The 19239-nt window shown below is 60.4% G+C and carries 15 protein-coding genes and 2 tRNA genes; 11 read left to right on the top strand and 6 right to left on the bottom strand.

Features of this window, described 5'->3' with window-relative positions; genetic code table 11:
* Window positions 1–112: 112 nt before the first annotated feature.
* Genes Q0677_RS13700 through Q0677_RS13690 form a run of 3 tightly spaced genes read left to right on the top strand, consistent with a single transcriptional unit; the run spans window position 113 to window position 4706 of the window.
* Window positions 113–1405, top strand: coding sequence for a capsular biosynthesis protein (locus tag Q0677_RS13700; RefSeq protein ID WP_298910843.1), 1293 nt, complete (start codon window positions 113–115; stop codon window positions 1403–1405).
* A gap of 53 nt (window positions 1406–1458) precedes the next feature.
* Window positions 1459–2631, top strand: a complete 1173-nt coding sequence (locus Q0677_RS13695) for a polysaccharide biosynthesis/export family protein (protein ID WP_298910841.1) — start codon at window positions 1459–1461, stop codon at window positions 2629–2631.
* Between the two features lie 14 nt (window positions 2632–2645).
* Window positions 2646–4706, top strand: coding sequence for a capsular polysaccharide biosynthesis protein (locus tag Q0677_RS13690; protein WP_298910839.1), 2061 nt, complete (start codon window positions 2646–2648; stop codon window positions 4704–4706).
* Here the strand turns inward: Q0677_RS13690 and ribD are convergent.
* From ribD to Q0677_RS13660, 6 genes are all read right to left on the bottom strand, one after another.
* Window positions 4703–5809 (bottom strand): bifunctional diaminohydroxyphosphoribosylaminopyrimidine deaminase/5-amino-6-(5-phosphoribosylamino)uracil reductase RibD, encoded by a 1107-nt coding sequence (gene ribD / locus Q0677_RS13685; RefSeq protein WP_298910837.1) that lies wholly within the window; start codon window positions 5807–5809, stop codon window positions 4703–4705. The two genes, Q0677_RS13690 and ribD, sit on opposite strands and share 4 nt — an antisense overlap.
* 9 nt (window positions 5810–5818) lie before the next feature.
* On the bottom strand, window positions 5819–6289 hold the full coding sequence (nrdR, locus tag Q0677_RS13680) for a transcriptional regulator NrdR (protein WP_298910835.1): 471 nt from the start codon (window positions 6287–6289) through the stop codon (window positions 5819–5821).
* 131 nt (window positions 6290–6420) lie between these two features.
* Entirely contained in the window at window positions 6421–6840 is a 420-nt protein-coding gene (locus tag Q0677_RS13675; protein WP_298910833.1) for a secondary thiamine-phosphate synthase enzyme YjbQ, read from the bottom strand.
* 585 nt (window positions 6841–7425) lie between these two features.
* On the bottom strand, window positions 7426–9405 hold the full coding sequence (gene rpoD, locus Q0677_RS13670) for an RNA polymerase sigma factor RpoD (RefSeq protein WP_298910831.1): 1980 nt from the start codon (window positions 9403–9405) through the stop codon (window positions 7426–7428).
* Window positions 9406–9653: 248 nt separating this feature from the next.
* On the bottom strand, window positions 9654–11615 hold the full coding sequence (dnaG, locus tag Q0677_RS13665) for a DNA primase (RefSeq protein ID WP_298910829.1): 1962 nt from the start codon (window positions 11613–11615) through the stop codon (window positions 9654–9656).
* Window positions 11616–11654: 39 nt separating this feature from the next.
* Window positions 11655–12242 (bottom strand): TetR/AcrR family transcriptional regulator, encoded by a 588-nt coding sequence (locus Q0677_RS13660; protein WP_298910826.1) that lies wholly within the window; start codon window positions 12240–12242, stop codon window positions 11655–11657.
* A gap of 157 nt (window positions 12243–12399) precedes the next feature.
* Between Q0677_RS13660 and Q0677_RS13655 the strand changes: the two genes are divergently transcribed.
* From Q0677_RS13655 to Q0677_RS13620, 8 genes are all read left to right on the top strand, one after another.
* Window positions 12400–12687, top strand: a complete 288-nt coding sequence (locus tag Q0677_RS13655) for a hypothetical protein (RefSeq protein ID WP_298910823.1) — start codon at window positions 12400–12402, stop codon at window positions 12685–12687.
* Between the two features lie 105 nt (window positions 12688–12792).
* On the top strand, window positions 12793–14085 hold the full coding sequence (locus Q0677_RS13650; protein WP_298910820.1) for a homoserine dehydrogenase: 1293 nt from the start codon (window positions 12793–12795) through the stop codon (window positions 14083–14085).
* A gap of 84 nt (window positions 14086–14169) precedes the next feature.
* Entirely contained in the window at window positions 14170–14931 is a 762-nt protein-coding gene (locus tag Q0677_RS13645) for a ceramidase domain-containing protein (RefSeq protein ID WP_298910818.1), read from the top strand.
* A 100-nt stretch (window positions 14932–15031) separates the two neighbouring features.
* Complete coding sequence (glpX, locus tag Q0677_RS13640; RefSeq protein WP_298910815.1) at window positions 15032–15997, top strand: class II fructose-bisphosphatase; 966 nt, start codon at window positions 15032–15034, stop codon at window positions 15995–15997.
* On the top strand, window positions 15997–16548 hold the full coding sequence (locus tag Q0677_RS13635) for a cysteine hydrolase family protein (protein ID WP_298910812.1): 552 nt from the start codon (window positions 15997–15999) through the stop codon (window positions 16546–16548). The genes glpX and Q0677_RS13635 overlap by 1 nt, the downstream gene beginning before the upstream one ends.
* On the top strand, window positions 16545–18293 hold the full coding sequence (gene recJ, locus Q0677_RS13630) for a single-stranded-DNA-specific exonuclease RecJ (protein WP_298910809.1): 1749 nt from the start codon (window positions 16545–16547) through the stop codon (window positions 18291–18293). The genes Q0677_RS13635 and recJ overlap by 4 nt, the downstream gene beginning before the upstream one ends.
* Before the next feature lie 88 nt (window positions 18294–18381).
* Window positions 18382–18456: transfer RNA gene (locus Q0677_RS13625), tRNA-Glu, on the top strand.
* Between the two features lie 149 nt (window positions 18457–18605).
* A tRNA-Glu gene (locus Q0677_RS13620) sits at window positions 18606–18680 on the top strand.
* Window positions 18681–19239 lie beyond the last annotated feature (559 nt).

Below are 19239 nucleotides of genomic sequence, written 5' to 3'. Positions count from 1 at the left end.
TTCCTCTGCTCGGCCCAATTTTTGCCGTATGCCATTGTTAATTGCCCTGTAACCCTCTTTTTGTAGGTCTATAAGGCGAATAACGCTGTTAGTGATTTGGTGATTGGCAGGCATGGCGCGCATCACGGGCGAAAACCGAAACTTCCTTTTCCTGCAAGGTCCACACGGGCCTTTCTTCGGACGGCTGGCGAAGATGCTGCGCCGATCCGGGGCCAAGGTGTGGCGCGTTGGGTTCAACCGTGGCGATCAGGCATTTTGGCCTGACAAGACGACTTACATTCCCTTCACCGAACCGCAAGACCAGTGGATCAGCCGCTTCGACCAAATTGTTGATGCGCATGATATCACCGACATCGTGCTCTATGGCGATACCCGCCCCATCCATGCCCACGCGGTCGAGCGGGCACGTGCACAGGGCTTAACCGTTCATGTCTTCGAGGAAGGCTATCTGCGCCCCTATTGGGTGACGTATGAACGGGACGGCACGAATGGCAATTCACGCCTAATGGATTGTGACGTGCCGCAGATGCAGCGCATTCTTGAAGACGCCGAGCCAGACATGCCCGAGGCCCCCGCCCATTGGGGCGACATGCGCCATCACGTCTTTTACGGCGCACTCTATCACTGGTTCGTCATGTTCCTGAACCAGCGCTATCGCAATTTTAGACCCCACCGGTCTATCGGTGTGGGTAAAGAGTTTCTTCTGTACCTTCAGCGTCTTGTCCTGATGCCTGTCATTGCAGCGGACCGCATCCGCGCCACGCTGCGTATCCGCTATGGCGGCTTCCCCTATCATCTGGCGCTTCTGCAGCTGGAGCATGATTCAAGCTTCCAGATGCACAGCCCTTTTTCCACCATGACCGAGTTTTTGGAGCTGGTGATCGCAGGCTTTGAGGATGGCGCCCCCACGCACCACCATCTGGTATTCAAAGCTCATCCACTGGAAGACGGTCGCGTACCGCAACGGCGCGAGATCCGCAGGTTGGCGCAGGCGCATGGCATCGCGGATCGCGTCCACTATGTACGCGGTGGGAAACTGGCCAAGCTGCTGGATCACGCACGCTCTGCCGTGACAATCAACTCGACCGCCGCCCAGCAGGTGTTGTGGCGGGGGCTTCCGCTAAAGCTGTTTGGCAATGCGGTCTATGCCAAGCCCGAGTTTGTGTCGGAACAGCCCCTGTCCGAGTTCTTTGACATCCCCACCCGGCCTGACAAACGCGCCTATCGCGACTATCGGCATTTCCTTTTGGAAACCAGCCAAGTTGCAGGCGGGTTCTATTCTGCGCGTGGACGACGTCAATTGCTACGCCAAGTGGTGGATATGATGCTTTCTTCGGACGATCCGTATCAGGCTTTGGAGCGGGGAACAGCGGCACCAAGGCAACAGTTGAGCGTGGTCAACTGACCTAAAAATGCCTTTTCTGGAATTTAGTCCGATCTCACGATAAGTTTTGGCAAATGAATCAGATTTCCATTCAGGGTGGACGGGCAGTGACAACAAATAAATCCAATTGGGCCAAGCACTTGATCTTGGCGACTGCTGTGCTCGCGCTTGGCGCCTGTGGGCTGCCCCGCACCGGTCCGACCAAGCAGGAACTCATTGCAGGCTCGGTCCAGAAGCAAGGCAACGCACATATCGTCGAGGTCACTGACCATGTTACCCGTGCAACGGCGGTTGTTCCGCCGCTTGGGTTTAGCCCGGAATTCCAGAACCGTGCGCTGGTTGGATCGGACACGATTCGAGCTGGCGACACGCTGACCATCTCGATCTGGGAGAACGTCGAAGACGGCATCCTGACCACCGCTGGCGCTCCTGCCGCGCTGGAATCTGTGCAGGTCGATGGCGAAGGCTACATCTTCATTCCCTATGCAGGCCGCGTGAAAGCCGCAGGCAACTCGCCCGAGGCTATTCGCCGTATCATCACCCGCAAACTGGCCGAGCAAACACCCGACCCGCAAGTCACCGTACGCCGCACCGCGGGCGACGGAGCTACCGTGTCGGTCACCGGTTCGGTCGGTGGCCAAGGTGTTTATCCCATCGAACGTCCCACGCGCACCCTGAATGCCATGCTGGCACGTGCCGGCGGCGTCTCGATCGAGCCTGAGATTGCCAAGGTCAAAGTGATCCGCGGCGCGAAAGTGGGCGAGATCTGGTTCGAAGATCTGTTCAAATACCCGCAGATGGACATTGCCCTGCGTGGTGGTGACCGCATCCTGGTCGAGGCCGATCCCCGCACTTTCACAGCCCTTGGTGCAACCGGCGCGCAAAACCGTGTCGGGTTTGCCAGCCAGACGCTGTCGGCAGTCGAGGCCATCGCACAGGTCGGTGGCTTGTCCGGCGCTGCGGCTGATCCCAAGGGTGTGTTCGTCCTTCGTGATGAACGCCCAGAGATCGCCAATTCGGTTCTGGGGCGCAGCGATCTGAACGTCCCGCAGCGCATGATTTATGTTCTCGATCTGACCGGCACCAACGGGTTGTTTCTGGCACGCGACTTCGGGATCCGCGACGGTGACACGGTGTATATCACCGATGCGCCCTACACGCAGTGGACCAAGGTCCTGTCGGCTCTGACTGGCTCGTTGTCGACGGCGGGGTCCATCGCGGCGCTGAACCAAAGCCTGACCGAGTAATCGGGCCTCAGCCCGTGATCAAAGACATCAAAGAACCTCTTGCCGTCGGGTCGTCACAGCCCCGGCGGCTTTTCGTTTACAATGGTGGCTTTCTGACCCAACCGCGCATAAAGCGCATCCTTGCGCTTGCGGGTTACCAGATCCGGCTTGGCCTTCCGGGTGATGGGGATTGGGTTGGGACGTGGGGAAAAAGCCCAACCTCGGGCCGGGGCGAGGCGGTCGCTTCACGTCGGAAAAATCCGGTTCTTCGAGTCGAAGACGCTTTCCTGCGTTCGGTCCACCCCGGTCGGTCTGGCGAGCCGCCCTTGGGCCTGATGCTGGATGATCTGGGGGTACATTTCGACGGGTCTGCGCCGTCGCGGCTTGAGCAGATCCTGAAACACGACCCGTTGGATGACAGTGCGCTTCTGAAGCGGGCGCGTGCGGCGATGGACCGGATGAAATCTGCTCACCTGTCGAAATACAACGCCTTCCACCCCGATCTGCACGTCCCCGATGCGCCTTATGTGCTGGTGCTGGACCAGACGGCAGGGGATGCCTCGATCCGCTATGGAGGTGCAACGGAAGCCTCGTTCCGCGACATGCTGGTGGCCGCGCGGCTGGAACATCCCCATGCGCGCATCCTGATCAAGACCCACCCCGAAACACAGGCGGGTCATCGTACGGGGCATTACGGACCCGAGGACGAGAACACACAGGTGCAGTTGATCACAGATCCCGTTAGCCCTTGGGCGCTGCTGGATGGGGCGATGGCCGTCTATACCGTCAGTTCCGGCATGGGGTTCGAGGCCATTCTGGCCGGTCACAAGCCCCATGTCTTTGGCCAGCCTTTCTATGCGGGCTGGGGCCTAACTGAAGACCGACAGCCGGTGAACCGGCGCGGCCGGAACCTAACCCGCGCGCAGTTATTTGCCGGCGCGATGATGCTCTATCCCACGTGGTACGATCCCTATCGCGACGAATTGTGCGAGATTGAACAGGTTCTGGACACGCTCGAGGCGCGCGCCCGCGCGTGGCGCGAGGACCATCAGGGCTATGTCGCCAGCGGTATGCGCCTATGGAAACGCCGCCCCTTGGCCGAGTTTTTTAAGGGCGACGCCGCGATGGTCTTTGATGACACTGCCGCGCGCGCATCCGAGGGGGCCGAGACGCTGGAACGCCCTCTGATGGTCTGGGCCGGAAAGGAAGAGCCTGCCCACAGCACGCACCGGCCCCCGCTGCGCATCGAAGATGGCTTCCTGCGCTCGCGTGGATTGGGGGCCGAGCTTGTGCCCCCTCTGTCTTTGGTGCGCGATGATCTGGGCATCTACTATGACCCGACACACGAAAGCCGGTTAGAGCGGCATATCGCGGCGGCGACCGCCCTGCCCGATCACGCCCGGGACCGCGCCGAACGCCTGATCACAAAGATCACCGAAAACCGTTTGGGGAAGTACAATCTGGAGCGCCCCCTGCCCGCCGGGTTGGATACGCTGCCAGATAGGCCACGCATTCTGGTGCCGGGACAAGTGGAAGACGATGCCTCGATCCGGTTGGGCACGTCAGAGGTCTCGACCAATCTGGACCTCTTGAAACGCGCGCGCGCCGACAATCCGGACGCCGTGATCATTTACAAGCCCCACCCGGATGTGGAAGCGGGCCTGCGTGAAGGCCGGATTCCGCCGGACGAGGCTGCGCAATATGCCGACCTGATCGCTGATCAAGCCGACCCGATTGCACTGCTGGAGCATGTGGATGCGCTGTGGACCATGACCTCGACCATGGGGTTCGAGGCGCTGTTGCGCGGGGTGCCCGTCACCTGTCTGGGCGCGCCGTTTTATGCGGGTTGGGGACTGACGACGGATCTGGGACAGGTGCCGGATCGGCGGCAGGCCCGCCCCGATCTGATCGCGCTGACCCACGCGGTCCTGATCGACTATCCGCGCTATTTCGATCCCGTCATCAAAACGGCTTGTCCGGTTGAGGTGGTGGTGGATCGGCTGACCTCGGGCGAGATCCCCAAAGGGCGGAGCGGCACGCGGCTGCTTGCCAAGCTACAGGGACTATTCGCCAGCTATGCCTATCTGTGGCGCTAGGTTTTCCGCCGCCAGCGGTGCAGCACATCGCCGCCAATGTCGCGACACTCTACCAGATCAAACCGAGGCGCTTCTGCCAGACGGCTAATCCCCATCGCGGCCAGCGACGGGCGGCCCTCGGCCCCGATCGCTACTCCGGCACCATACCCCACCAGTTCATCGACCAGCCCTGCCCCCAGAAGCGATGCAGCAAGCCCCCCGCCCCCTTCGCAATAGACGCGGGTCAGGCCACGGTCTCCAAGTGCCTGAAGAACTGCAGCCGGGTCGAGCGTCCCCTGCGCCTCATTCACTTCGATCAGCACGGCCCCCATACCTTCCCACGCCGCAATCAGCTCGGGTGCGGCGCGGCGACCGTGGCAAATCCAGACCGGCACCTCGCGCGCCGTCCGGCCAAGCTGGCTGTCCAAGGGCAGATCCAGATGACGCGACAGAACCACGCGCACCGGCTGATGGTCCACACCCAGCCCGCGCACGGTCAGCGAGGGATCATCATCCCGCGCCGTCCCAGCGCCCACCATCACGGCATCATGGCTGGCGCGCATGGCGTGCACATGACGCCGCGCCTCGGGTCCGGTGATCCATTGGCTTTCGCCGCTGGCCGTCGCAATCCGTCCATCAAAGCTGCTGGCCAGTTTCAGGGTCAGCATAGGACGACCCTGCGTGACGCGGCTGAGAAACCCCGCCTGATCGACACGCGCCTCATCCTCGCACAGCGCGGTTTGCACCTCGATCCCTGCGGTGCGCAGCATGTCAAAACCTCCGCCATCCACGCGCGGATCGGGATCACCCAGCGCGCAGACGACACGCGCGATACCCGCAGCGATCAGAGCCTTGGCACAGGGCGGCGTTTTTCCGTGATGGGCGCAAGGCTCCAACGTGACATAGGCTGTTGCGCCTTTCGCAGCCTCCCCGGCCTGCGCCAGTGCCACGACCTCGGCATGTGGACGCCCGCTTGGCTGGGTCCAGCCCCGCCCGACGATCCGCCCGCCATTCACGATCACACAGCCCACCGCAGGGTTCGGCCACACACGTCCAAGCCCGCGCCGCGCAAGCGACAGGGCCAGGCGCATATACCGAAGATCTGCGCCTGAATTCTGCGACATCATCGACGGTTACTCGTCTTCTGCTGGGATATCCGGGCGCAGTTCGCTGACGAATTTATCGAAATCGTCTGCCGCCTGGAAATTCTTGTAAACACTGGCAAACCGTACATAGGCGACGGTGTCGATGCGGGCCAAAGCCTCCATTACAATCTCGCCAATGGTTTTGGACGGAATGTCCGTCTCGCCCATGCTTTCCAGCCGGCGCACGATGCCCGAGATCATCTGGTCAATGCGTTCCGGTTCAACGGGGCGTTTCTGCATTGAAATACGGATCGAACGCTCGAGTTTTTCGCGATCAAAGTCTTCGCGGCGGCCGTTCGACTTGATCACCACCAAATCGCGCAGCTGAACGCGCTCATAGGTCGTGAAGCGCCCACCACAGGCCGGGCAGAAGCGACGGCGACGGATCGCCACGTGATCTTCGGCCGGTCGGCTGTCTTTCACCTGAGTGTCGATATTACCGCAAAACGGACAGCGCATTGGCGACCCCTTTTCTTCACTGTTCCCCGTTGGTGTGGGTTTGACCACTTATCCACAGGCACTATAGGGCAGCGCCTAGGTCTTGTGTAGGGGGAAAACCCACGCCCCAAGATAAGGGCACATTTCGCGTGTCAGGATGACAAATGACCCACCACCTGCCGCCGATGCGGGGCGTCACGATGTTCGAATAGATAGATCCCCTGCCATGTCCCAAGCGCCAAACGGCCCTCTATGACGGGAATCGACAGGCTGACCGGCATCATCACGGCTTTGATATGGGCGGGCATGTCGTCCGGCCCTTCATAGGTATGCGTCAGATAGGACATGGAGGGATCGGTCGTCGGCGGAACCAAGCGGTGAAAGAAGTTGCGCAGATCTGTCTGCACCTCGGGGTCCGCGTTTTCCTGAATCAGAAGCGAACAAGACGTGTGACGTACAAACAATGTCAGCAGCCCGTCACCCGCTGCCGTCTCGCGCAGCCAGCCTTGCACCTGAGCGGTGAATTCATAAAGCCCTTGCCCATTGGTTGAGATCTCAAACACGCCCGCCATGCGCCCCCACAAAAGAAAAAAACCAGCGCCGAAATTGGACGCTGGCTTATTCCTTACCCGACCAAGACCCCATGCCACAACGCGCAAGCGTCATGCCCCATTTCCCGGTCGGACAACGACCCGTCTGAATCCGTTACAGAGCCGAGAAGGAAGGACGCTCTACTTTCCTTCCCATCTGCTTCCGTTTTTTCAGATTCTTCAACGCAAGTTCACGACCCAAGCGCACGGATACCGGCCCCTGTTTCGCAAATCTCCGCTTTGACGGTTCATCTACTTGCCAGTCTGGCTCTAGGGCCAATGGCTTTTCCCTCACAACATAATTCATTAAATTCACCCAGTGTGTTGTCAGCAAAATAACTGACCAGAACATTTCCCCGCCACATTTGTGCCACAAAATAACTGAAATTCAAAACCGTTTAGCGTGTTTTTTCTTAAATTGACTGGAAACAATCTGTTCAATACGGCGCGCGCCCCCATGAGCGCTGGGACAGAAACGACGTCGACACCACGTCGGATTTCCTTTCCCAAAGAAAAACGCCCCGCAGGAGGCGAGGCGTTTTTTGTTAGTATTACAAAGCTGTAGGCTTACTGATCCAAGAACGAGCGCAGCTTGCGCGAGCGGCTCGGGTGCTTCAGCTTGCGCAGCGCCTTTGCCTCGATCTGACGGATCCGTTCGCGGGTTACGCTGAACTGCTGACCAACCTCTTCCAGCGTGTGGTCAGTGTTCATGCCGATGCCAAAACGCATCCGCAGCACACGCTCTTCGCGCGGCGTAAGCGAGGCCAGAACCCGAGTCGTGGTCTCTTTGAGGTTCTCCTGAATGGCGCTATCCAGCGGCAGCACGGCATTCTTGTCCTCGATGAAATCGCCCAGCTGGCTGTCTTCCTCGTCGCCAATCGGGGTCTCAAGGCTGATCGGCTCCTTGGCGATCTTCATCACCTTGCGCACCTTCTCAAGCGGCATCTGCAGCTTCTCGGCCAGTTCTTCCGGGGTCGGCTCGCGGCCGATCTCGTGCAGCATCTGGCGACCGGTACGGACCAGCTTGTTGATCGTTTCGATCATGTGGACCGGAATACGGATCGTGCGGGCTTGGTCCGCGATCGAACGGGTGATGGCCTGACGGATCCACCACGTCGCATATGTCGAGAACTTATAGCCGCGGCGGTATTCAAACTTGTCCACCGCCTTCATCAGGCCGATGTTACCTTCCTGAATAAGATCAAGGAATTGCAGGCCGCGGTTGGTGTACTTTTTCGCGATCGAGATCACCAGACGCAGGTTGGCTTCCACCATTTCCTTCTTGGCCTGACGCGCCTCTTTTTCACCCTTCTGAACCTGCTGCACGATGCGGCGGAATTCAGGGATGTCGACGCCGACATACTGACCAACTTGCGCCATGTCACCGCGCAGCTTTTCAACCTTGTCGGTCGAGCGTTCGATGAAGCTTTGCCATGCGCGGCCGGTCTTCTCGCCCATCTCGTCCAGCCAGGTCGGGTCGAGTTCACGACCGCGATAGGCTTCGATGAACTCACGGCGGTTGATGCGCGCTTGGTCAGCCAGTTTCACCATCGACGAGTCGATCGACATGATGCGGCGGTTGATGCCATAGAGCTGGTCGACCAGCGCTTCGATACGGTTGTTGTGCAGGTGCAATTCGTTCACCAGCAGCACGATTTCCGAGCGCAGCTTCTGATACGCGCCCTCTTCTTTTTTCGAGAAGCTGTCATCTTCGTTCAGGGTCGCGGACATCCGCAGATCCTGCATTTCAGACAGTTGCTCGTAGTCACGCGCGATCAGTTCGAGGGTTTCCAAGACGCGCGGCTTCAGCGCGGCTTCCATCGCAGCCAGCGACATGTTGGCGGCTTCATCCTCGTCATCATCGTCGTCGTCGTTGTTGATCGGGTTGCCGTCCGCGTCGAGTTCCTGCGCCTTTTCTTTCTTCTCGGCAGGGGCAGCGCCACCCGCAGCGGGCGCGACGTCTTCTTCCTCGTCGTCATCCAGCTGATTGCCGAAGGTCGCATCAAGGTCGATCACGTCACGCAGCAGAATGTCTTCGTTCAGAAGTTCTTCGCGCCAGATGGTGATCGCCTGGAAGGTCAGCGGGCTTTCGCACAGACCGGCGATCATCGTGTTGCGGCCAGCTTCGATCCGCTTGGCAATCGCGATCTCGCCTTCACGGCTGAGCAACTCGACGGAGCCCATTTCGCGCAGATACATGCGGACCGGGTCATCGGTGCGGTCGAGCTTTTCGGTCTCGGCGCCAGCGACGGCAACTTCGCCGCCCGCGTTTTTCACGACAACTTCGGTCGAACCCTTCTCTTCCTCTTCCGCCTCTTCATCTTCGATGATGTTGATGCCCATCTCGGACAGCATCGACATCACGTCTTCGATCTGTTCCGAGCTAACCTGCTCTGGCGGCAGCACCTGGTTCAGCTGATCGTAGGTGATGTAGCCACGCTCGCGCGCTTCGGCGATCATCTTTTTGACCGCAGCTTGCGACATGTCCGTCATCGGCTCGGCGTGCTGCTCGTCTTTTTGATCGTTGGCGGTGTCTTTGGCAGCCATGGGCTCTCCTTGCACGAAAGGCGCGGGATGGGCTGATCTGGTCTGACAAGGCGTCCCCTGTCCACAGCCACCCGCGCTTGGGTGATTCGGGTCGAACGATCCTGATTCGAATCAGTGATTCGTCCACAAAGGTAAGGTGGGTGCTTTACGGGCTGTTTGCAAGCAGACGACCGGGCCTGACGTGCGCTTCAGTGACTTTTTCTACGCGAACCGAGTTTGCGCCCTGCGGATCAGGCCCAAATCGCGCGTTATCTCTTTTTCTCGAAGGTGATGCTGTCGAAGACGCGGTCGCGTTGCTCTAGCTCTTCACGGTCCATCAGCGACCCGTTGTCAGCCACTTCATAGGTGGTTTTGTCTTCGGTTTGGCTGCGCAGCGCCTTGTTGCGCGCCTCGGCCGCCTGCCCCAGACGCCACGTGACGCCCTCGTCCGGCAGCGCATCCATGTCGGCTTCGGCGTCCCGGATTTCACGCGCCACGCCGCGCTTGGCTTCCAGTTTGGTCAGCTCTTCGGTCAGGCAAGCCAGCACGATCTCGTCATCGTTGCTCATCCGAATGGCGGGGGTGATCCGCACGTGATTGAGGGAAAACAGCCGGTCGAGCACATCGCCCCCGACGCTGTTCAGCAGCCGCTCTTCCAACGCCTCTGCGCCATGATGCGCCGTGGTCAGAACGCAGCGCAGCAGCGTATCGTGATCCGGGCCGACCATGTCCAGCCGCTCCATCCGGCTTTCCACTTGGTCCAGCATATCGGGACGGCGGATCAGGATCGCCAAAATGACAGCCTCGCGCAGGGCGTCTTGTGCACGCTCATCGGCACTGGCCAGTACAGACCCCTTGGTCGAGGCTAAAACAGGCGGCGTTGCCTGCCATCCGCGCTTTCCACCGGGCTGCCACGGGCGTTTGTTACCTCCCTGCCCCGAGGGGCGGGCGCGAAACAATTCCCACCGCTTGTCTTTGATCGCCTGACCATAATGGTTGCGGATCGAGGGATCTTGAATGCGCGCAATCGCAGTGCGTAGATCCTTATCCAGCGCGGCTTTGCGTTCGGGGCTGTCAAAGACTTTACCCTCGGTCTCGCGTCGCCAGAGCAGATCGACCATGGGCATGGCCCCGTCGATCAGCGTTTGCATCGCGCTGGCCCCGCTTTCCTTCAGCAGGTCATCCGGATCTTTGCCTTCCGGCATGATCGAGAAGCGCAGGCTTTGACCGGCCTCCAGCATCGGCAGCGCCAAGTCGATGACACGCATCGCGGCGCGCAGACCTGCCGTGTCACCATCCAGCGCAATGATAGGCTCGGGCGCGATACGCCAGAGCAGACGTAGCTGGTCTTCGGTAATCGCCGTGCCCAACGGGGCAACGGTGGCGTTGAACCCAGCCTCGGACAGGGCGATCACGTCCATATAGCCCTCGGCCACGATCAGCGGCTGGCCTTTGCCAGCAGCCTCGCGGGCGGGACCTTGGTTGTAAAGGTTGCGCCCCTTGTCGAACAGCTCGGTCTCGGGTGAGTTCAGGTATTTCGCGTTGTCATTCGGGTCCATCGCGCGGCCGCCAAACGCAATCGCCCGCCCGCGCGCGTCGCGGATCGGGAACATGATGCGGCCCCGGAAGGTATCATAGGGTTTGCCACCCTTCTGGCTGGGCTTGGCCAGACCTGCGCCAAGGATCAAATCATCCTCGACATTCTTGCCCTTCAGGTGATCCCACAGCCCCTGCCACGCATCTGGCGCAAAGCCGATTTCCCAGCGATCCAGCGCGGCTTCATTCAGCCCGCGCCGGGTCAGATACTCGCGCGCCTCGGCCCCCGCACCGGTCTTCAACATCAGCCGGAAATGGCTGACCGCCATCTCCATCACTTCGACCAGTTGTGTGCGTCGGTCCGCCTTTTCCTGCGCCTTGGGATCGCGGGCGGGCATTTTCATCCCGGCCTCACCGGCCAAAATTTCGACCGCTTCGATGAACGAGACATTCTCGGTCTCTTTCACAAAAGAGATCGCATCGCCCTTCGCGTGACAGCCAAAGCAGTAGTAGAACCCCTTCTGGTCATCCACATGAAAAGACGCGGTTTTTTCCTGATGAAAGGGGCACGGCGCCCACATATCACCCTTGGCCTGATTGGATTTCCGCTGGTCCCACATGACCTTACGCCCGACGACTTGGGTCAGGCTAAGGCGCGTGCGCAGTTCATCAAGAAAACCGGGTGGCAGCGACATGAACTCTTACTGTTGTGTCAAGCGAAACGTGAGTCGAGATCACGCCCCGACAGCACCTTTTACCATATCCCAATAGCGATCCGCCACCGCTTCGCGCGACAGGCGACCGCCCTCGCGATACCAAGTGTTCACCCCGGTCAGCATGGCGATGATCGCCATGGAACTCAGGCGGATGTCGGACAGGTCCAGTTCACCGGCCTCTTGGCCTGCCCGCAAGATCGCCTCCAGCTCGCCCTCGTACTGACGGCGCAGGGCTTCGATGGCAGCGAAGTTCTCGTCCGTCAGGTTGCGCAGCTCCATATAGGCAATGAAAACGGCGTCGGGGCGTTCAAGGTGAAATCGGATGTGAAAGCGCGAGAAAGCTTCGAGCGCATCCAGAGCAGTGTCCCCCTTGGGCTCGTCCGCCCACGCGGCCAATAGCTCGTCCATATGGGTGCGCATCAGGTCAAAGAGCAGGCTTTGCTTGTCCTTCGTATAAAGGTACAAGGCACCGGCCTGAACACCCACTTCACGCGCGATCTGACGCATCGACACGGCGGCAAAGCCGTGACGGGCAAACAAGGTCAGCGCCGCCGCGCGCACGCGGGGGCCTGTGATTTCGCTGTGGGATCCGGTTTTACGCGCCATACCAGATTGGTAACTGAACAATCGTTCATATCCAAGCGTTTCGCCCCCAAGTTTCGCAACGTCCCGCCACCCGCTGCCGCAAATGCCATGCTGCCTTGCAGCGCCAGCCCACCCTGTCTATGGTCGCCGTGACGACAGCTTGAAGGACCGCCGCCGTATGACCCGACCGCTTAAAACCTGCCTGTTTCTGGGGTTCAGCGTTCTGGTGGCGTGCTCGGACATTCCGGATTTCGCTGACGGCGCTGCGGCAAACGCCCCCTACCCGCAGATCGTGTCGATGAACGATATCCTTGGACAACTTCCCGCCGAACAGGGCGACTATGGCACCGGATCTTTGGCCAGCCGTGCTGCCGCCCTGCGTGCCCGCGCGAGCCGATTGCGTCGGACCTCGGTCGTAGACGGGCAGACGCGTGGGCGAATGCAGGCAGCATTGGCGCGGCGCTAAGCGACACCCTCAAGAAATTCAACGCTGCGGCCAAGCCGTGGATTGCACAGCCTTGCCGCTTTGGATACACGTCCCGGGACGACACACCAGCCGACGGAGACTGAAATGACTGATACCGCCCCCCTGCGCCTTGGAATTGCAGGTCTTGGCACCGTCGGTATCGGCGTGGTGAAGATCGTTCGACGTCAGGCCGCACTTCTGCAAGATCGCGCCGGGCGTCCGGTGGTGATCACTGCCATCTCTGCCCGCTCGAAAGACAAAGATCGTGGCGTCGATCTGTCGGACTATGCATGGGAAGACGATCCCGTGGCTCTGGCACAGCGTGACGATGTGGACGTGTTTGTCGAACTGATGGGTGGCGACGAAGGCCCGGCGAAAGACTCGGTCGAGGCTGCGATTGCCGCCGGAAAAGACATCGTCACTGCGAACAAAGCGCTTCTGGCCCATCACGGGCAGGAACTGGCGCTGGCCGCCGAAGCCGCAGGCGTGCGCATCCGCTATGAAGCCGCTGTGGCTGGCGGCATTCCGATCATCAAGTCTCTGCTGGAAGGTCTGGCCGGGAACGAGATTACCCGCGTCATGGGCGTGATGAACGGCACCTGCAACTACATTCTAACCCAGATGCAGGCCACGGGCCGCGGCTATAACGCGCTGTTCGATGAATGCGCCGAGCTGGGCTATCTGGAGGCCGATCCGAACCTAGACGTGGGCGGCATCGACGCCGGTCACAAGCTGTCGATCCTGTCCTCGATTGCGTTCGGGACACAGGTCAATTTCGACGCGGTCGAGCTTGAAGGCATTCAGCGCATTCAGCTGGAAGACATTGAACATGCTGCGGAAATGGGCTTCCGCATCAAGTTGCTGGGCGTGGCCCAGATGACCGGCCGCGGGTTGGAGCAGCGCATGTCGCCCTGTCTTGTGCCCGCAAGCTCGCCTCTGGGGCAGTTGGAAGGCGGCACCAATATGGTCGTCGTAGAAGGCGACGCAGTCGAGCAAGTCGTCCTGCGCGGACCCGGCGCGGGGGAAGGCCCGACCGCCAGCGCGGTGATGGGCGACGTGATGGACATTGCGCGCGGGATCAATATCCCAACCTTCGGACAACCCGCGACAACCCTGCGCCCGGTGACCGGCGCCAAGGCCGCCAAGCCTGCGCCCTATTACTTGCGCCTGTTCCTCTTGGACAAACCCGGCGCGATGGCGAAAGTCGCTTCGGTTCTGGGCGATGCTGGCGTTTCGATCAACCGCATGCGCCAGACCAGCCACAACGAGAAACTGGCCCCGGTGCTGATCGTCACGCACAAATGCACCCGCGACGCGCTGGATGCAGCCATCAAGGGCTTCGCGGACACCGGCGTAGTCGACGGCGAACCCGTCGCAATCCGCATCGAAGAGCTGTAAGCGCCCTCGCGCAACGTCAGCTGTATTGGCACTGGACCGGCCCCGCCGGTCCGGCCAGAGTGACCTCACCCACAGGAGGCGCTCATGGACTGGTTCACCCCAATCGATATCTACTGCGAACGCGTCAGCGCGGCCTTCTGGGCGGAACCGCTGAATGCGATCTCGAACCTTGCGTTCATCCTTGCCGCCCTTTGGGGCTGGATCGAGGCCAAGCGCCGGGATCGGCTGGACCCGATGACCATGGTCCTGATCTTGCTGGCTGGCATGATTGGCATTGGCAGTTTCCTGTTTCATACCTTTGCGAATGCGTGGTCCAGTCTGGCGGATGTGATCCCAATCTGGACTTTCGTCCTGCTGTTCGTTTTGGTCGCCCTGCGCCGGGTGGCGGGTATTCGCCCCGGACGCATCGGAATTGGGGTCGCCGTGGTGGCCGCAGTCATCGCGGTGCTGTTTGCTTTCGGGGGCGATGGCTCTGGCAGTCAAACCAGCGACAGCATTGCGACCGAAGAGACTACGCCCGCCGCACCCTCAATCTCTGGCGACGCCCCCCATGATCACGCCGAAGCAAACAGCCTGCTCAATGGATCCGAACAGTATCTGCCCGCCGTGCTGGCGCTCTTGGCGTTCACCTTCCTGACCCGCCGCAACGGACACGAAATTGCACCGTGGATCACCGCGGCCACGGTGATCTTCATGATCTCGCTCACCTTCCGCACGTTTGACATGCACCTGTGCGAAATCTGGCCAATCGGTACCCATTTCATCTGGCACATCCTGAACGGAACCATGATCGCGCTTCTGTTTCAGGGGCTCATCCGCAGTCCCGACCTGCGCTTTGCCACCTGAAACCTTCGCAACCGTGCCTTTTCGTCGCGTAATGCCCTTGCCCCTGCCCCCACCGGCCCTTAAACCGGAAAGCAACTAGAGACAGTGAGGATTGCCCCTTATGGCCGATAAAGTCGTTTTCGCCGACCGTATGCTTTCGCTTGGTTTGGCCCGTGTTTCCGAAGCCGCTGCCATGGCCAGTGCCGACCTTGTGGGTCGCGGGGACGAAAAAGCCGCAGACCAAGCCGCCGTGAACGCCATGCGTGACCAGCTGAACCTGCTGGAAATCCAAGGCACCGTTGTGATCGGCGAAGGTGAACGCGACGAAGCCCCGATGCTGTACATCGGCGAAGAAGTCGGCACTGGCGAAGGCCCCGCCGTCGACATCGCGCTGGACCCGCTGGAAGGCACCACGCTGACCGCCAAAGACATGCCGAACGCACTGACCGTAATCGCGATGGCCCCGCGCGGCACGCTGTTGCACGCCCCCGACGTCTACATGGAAAAGCTGGCCATCGGCCCGGGCTACCCCAAAGACGTCGTGTCGCTGGCCATGTCGCCGAAAGAGCGTGTCGAAGCTCTGGCCAAGGCCAAAGGTTGCGAGACCAAGGACATCACCGTCTGTGTTCTGGAGCGTCCGCGCCACGAAGAAATGATCGAAGGCATCCGCTCGACCGGCGCCGCCATCCGCCTGATCACCGATGGTGACGTGGCTGGCGTGATCCACTGTGCCGAAGCCGACATCACCGGCATCGACATGTATATGGGTCGCGGCGGTGCGCCTGAAGGCGTTCTGGCAGCGTCCGCGCTGAAATGCATGGGCGGTCAGATGTGGGGTCAGCTGACCTTCCGCAACGACGACGAACGTGGCCGTGCTGCCAAAGCCGGCATCACCGATTTGGACCGCATCTATTCGCGCGACGAGATGGTCACAGCGGACGTGATCTTTGCCGCGACCGGCGTGACCGATGGCTCGATCGTTTCGGGCATCAAACGCGAGCCCGGCTGGCTGACGACCGAAACGCTGCTGATGCGTTCGAAAACCGGCTCGGTCCGTCGTATGATCTATCGCAACCCGGTCGCTTGATGCTGGGTGCCCTGATCCTGATCGACATTCAGGAAGGGTTTGACGACCCGTTCTGGGGCACGCGCAACAATCCGGACGCCGAGGCCAACGCCGCCCGGCTTCTGACCCATTGGCGGGCGCAAAATGCGCCCGTTTTTCACATTCAGCACCTGTCGACCACGCCGGGCAGCCCCCTGCACCCAGATGGCGGACTTGTGGCCCTGAAGTCCATGGTCGCCCCGCGCGAGGGCGAGACGGTCATGGCCAAGAATGTGAACTCGGGTTTCATCGGCACAGATCTTGAAAAAATGCTGCGAAAGCAGGATGTTGAGAGGGTTACAATCTGTGGCCTGACGACCCCCCATTGTGTCTCGACCACCACCCGCATGGCGGCCAATCTGGGCTTTGACGTGACGCTGGTCCACGACGCCTGCGCGGCCTTCACGGGCAATGCGGACAGCGCCTGGCGCGATGGACCAGCCCCATCCGCTGAGGACATCCATACCGCAGCTCTGGACCAGTTGAACGGCGAATTCGCCACCGTAGTCGCCACCGATCAGGTGCTTGCATGAGCGCATTCCTTGGAGTTGAAAGCTCTCTGACCGGGCGCAAATGGCTTGGTCCCACGGCCGAGGTCGAACGTCAGGCCGAGGCCATTGGCCAGCACACCCAACTGCCTGCTGCCCTGTGTACACTTCTGGCCCAACGCGGCATCCCCCCGCACGAAGCGACCGGTTTTCTGGACCCGACCCTGCGCGATCTTCTGCCCGATCCGCGCAAGCTGAAGGACATGGACAAAGCCGCCGCCCGCATCCTGACCGCTCTGGACCAATCCGAGCGGGTCGCCATTTTCGCCGATTACGACGTGGATGGCGCGACATCGGCAACCTTGCTGATCGACTGGTTTCGACAGTTCAATCGGCAGGTCACGCTGTATATCCCAGACCGGATTGAAGAAGGCTATGGCCCCAACACACCCGCGATGGAAAAACTGGCCGCCGATCACAGCCTGATCATTTGCGTGGATTGCGGCACGCTCAGCTTTGAACCCATCGCTGCCGCCCGTGCGAAGGGCGCCGATGTGATCGTGCTGGACCACCACCTTGGGGCCGAAACTCTTCCCGACGCCATCGCCGTGGTGAACCCGAACCGACAGGACGAGGCCGACGCGCCGGGATACCTCTGCGCGGCCGGTGTGGTGTTCCTTGTGCTGGTCGAACTGGGCCGCCTGCTGCGCGAGGCGGGACGCTCTGGACCGGACCTAATCTCGATGCTCGACCTTGTGGCGCTTGGCACCGTGGCCGACGTCGCCCCGCTGATTGACGCCAACCGCGCCCTTGTGCGCCAAGGGCTGAAAATCATGGCGCGGCGCGCGCGCCCCGGCATGGTCGCGCTGGCGGATGTCGCTGGCCTGAATGAAGCCCCCCGCGCCTATCATCTGGGCTATCTTCTGGGGCCGCGCGTAAACGCTGGCGGACGGATTGGCAAGGCGGATTTGGGCGCTCGCTTGCTGTCCACAACCGATGCGAATGAAGCCCAGTCGATCGCCGAAAGGCTGAACGAACTCAACGCCGAACGCCGTGAAATCGAGGCCCGCGTACAAGAACTGGCCATAGATCAGGCCGAGGATCGCGGGCTAGATGCCCCGCTGGTCTGGGCCGCAGGGGGCGGCTGGCATCCCGGTGTCGTTGGCATTGTCGCCAGCCGCCTAAAAGAAGCCACCAACCGCCCCGCGATTGTCATTGGATTTGATGGGGATGACGGCAAAGGGTCAGGGCGATCTGTCACCGGCATCGATCTTGGCGCGGCGATTCAGAAGCTGGCCGCAGACGGTCTGATCGAAAAAGGCGGCGGGCATAAAATGGCCGCGGGCCTCAGCCTGACCCGCGACCAATTGGAACCTGCCATGGCGCGCCTCAGCGAGCTTATGGAAAAGCAAGGGGCCGGGGAACTGGGCGCCGCGGACCTGAAGCTGGATGGTATCCTTATGCCATCTGCAGCATCGGTCGATCTGATCGAACAGCTGGAAGAAGCTGGCCCGTTCGGGGCCTCCGCCCCCGCCCCACGCTTTGCGTTTCCGGATGTGCAGATCCTGTTTGCCAAACGAGTCGGCCAAAATCATCTGAAGGTCAGCTTTGGAGACGGCCTAGGCACGCGGATCGACGCGATTGCCTTTGGCGCCTTTGACGGACCGCTTGGCCCCATGTTGGAACAGCATGGCGGCGTCAGGTTCCATCTGGCGGGACGACTCGAAGTGAATCATTGGCAGGGACGGCTCAGCCCGCAGCTACGCTTGGAAGATGCCGCAAAGGCCTGAAAATAGTATATTTTCCGATCGTCGAAAAAAGTGAAAATGCCTCTTGCACGGGTTGGGGCTTTGACATAGAAACCCCTCACCACAGCGTGGCCCGTTCGTCTATCGGTTAGGACGCCAGGTTTTCAACCTGGAAAGAGGGGTTCGATTCCCCTACGGGCTGCCATTTTCTCCCAGATCGAAATTAGTCTTCCATCGCACTCGGTGCCGTAATTGCACGGCATGAACACCGCTTTGGATTTTTTTCGCCTTTCCCGCATTTCAGCTCTTGCGCTCACAATTCGGCTGGCCTTATAAGCCGCCTACCAACAGCGTGGCCCGTTCGTCTATCGGTTAGGACGCCAGGTTTTCAACCTGGAAAGAGGGGTTCGATTCCCCTACGGGCTGCCACCCACATCCCTTGTTTAGTTGTCTCTCTTAGCTGACCGGTATTGCGCGGGGTATTCAAAGAATTCCCAAATGACCTGGTAGGTAGAGACGCGCTTTCGGAGACCATTGCGGCTGATTTGGACGACGTGTCTCTGTCCACCAATTACGTCTTCCCAGTTTGAGAGATCGAGAAATCTGGTTTTAGTTCCTTCTAAGGTCACAAGGGGGCGAAATTGCAAAGAACTCTTTCGGTTGGTGGGGTGTTATGTTTTCCAGTATTACCCGCGCTCTCTCATTCCAACGACGTTTCTGAGCCACGCATTGGCGGCTTGGGCGCGAGTGTTCAGTGTGTCTAGGTGAATGGTTCTGCTCATTGCACAAGGGTGAAAGATCGGGATCTAGGCTTCACGCTCAACGAGTTTTGGCTTGAGCGGTCGTTTTTGACCGACAATGCGCCCCGTGTTCAAGGCGGGGCGACAAGCGCGAACGCGGGTAGGCTTGCTGCTTTCATAGCGACAAGCCGCCCGCCAGTAGTTTACCAGTTGGATACAGAAAACAGGAAACCCGATCAGCGAGAGCA

It is taken from the genome of uncultured Aliiroseovarius sp., from assembly GCF_947492455.1.
Lineage (GTDB): Bacteria > Pseudomonadota > Alphaproteobacteria > Rhodobacterales > Rhodobacteraceae > Aliiroseovarius.
This window is presented reverse-complemented; position numbering and strand designations above follow the sequence as displayed.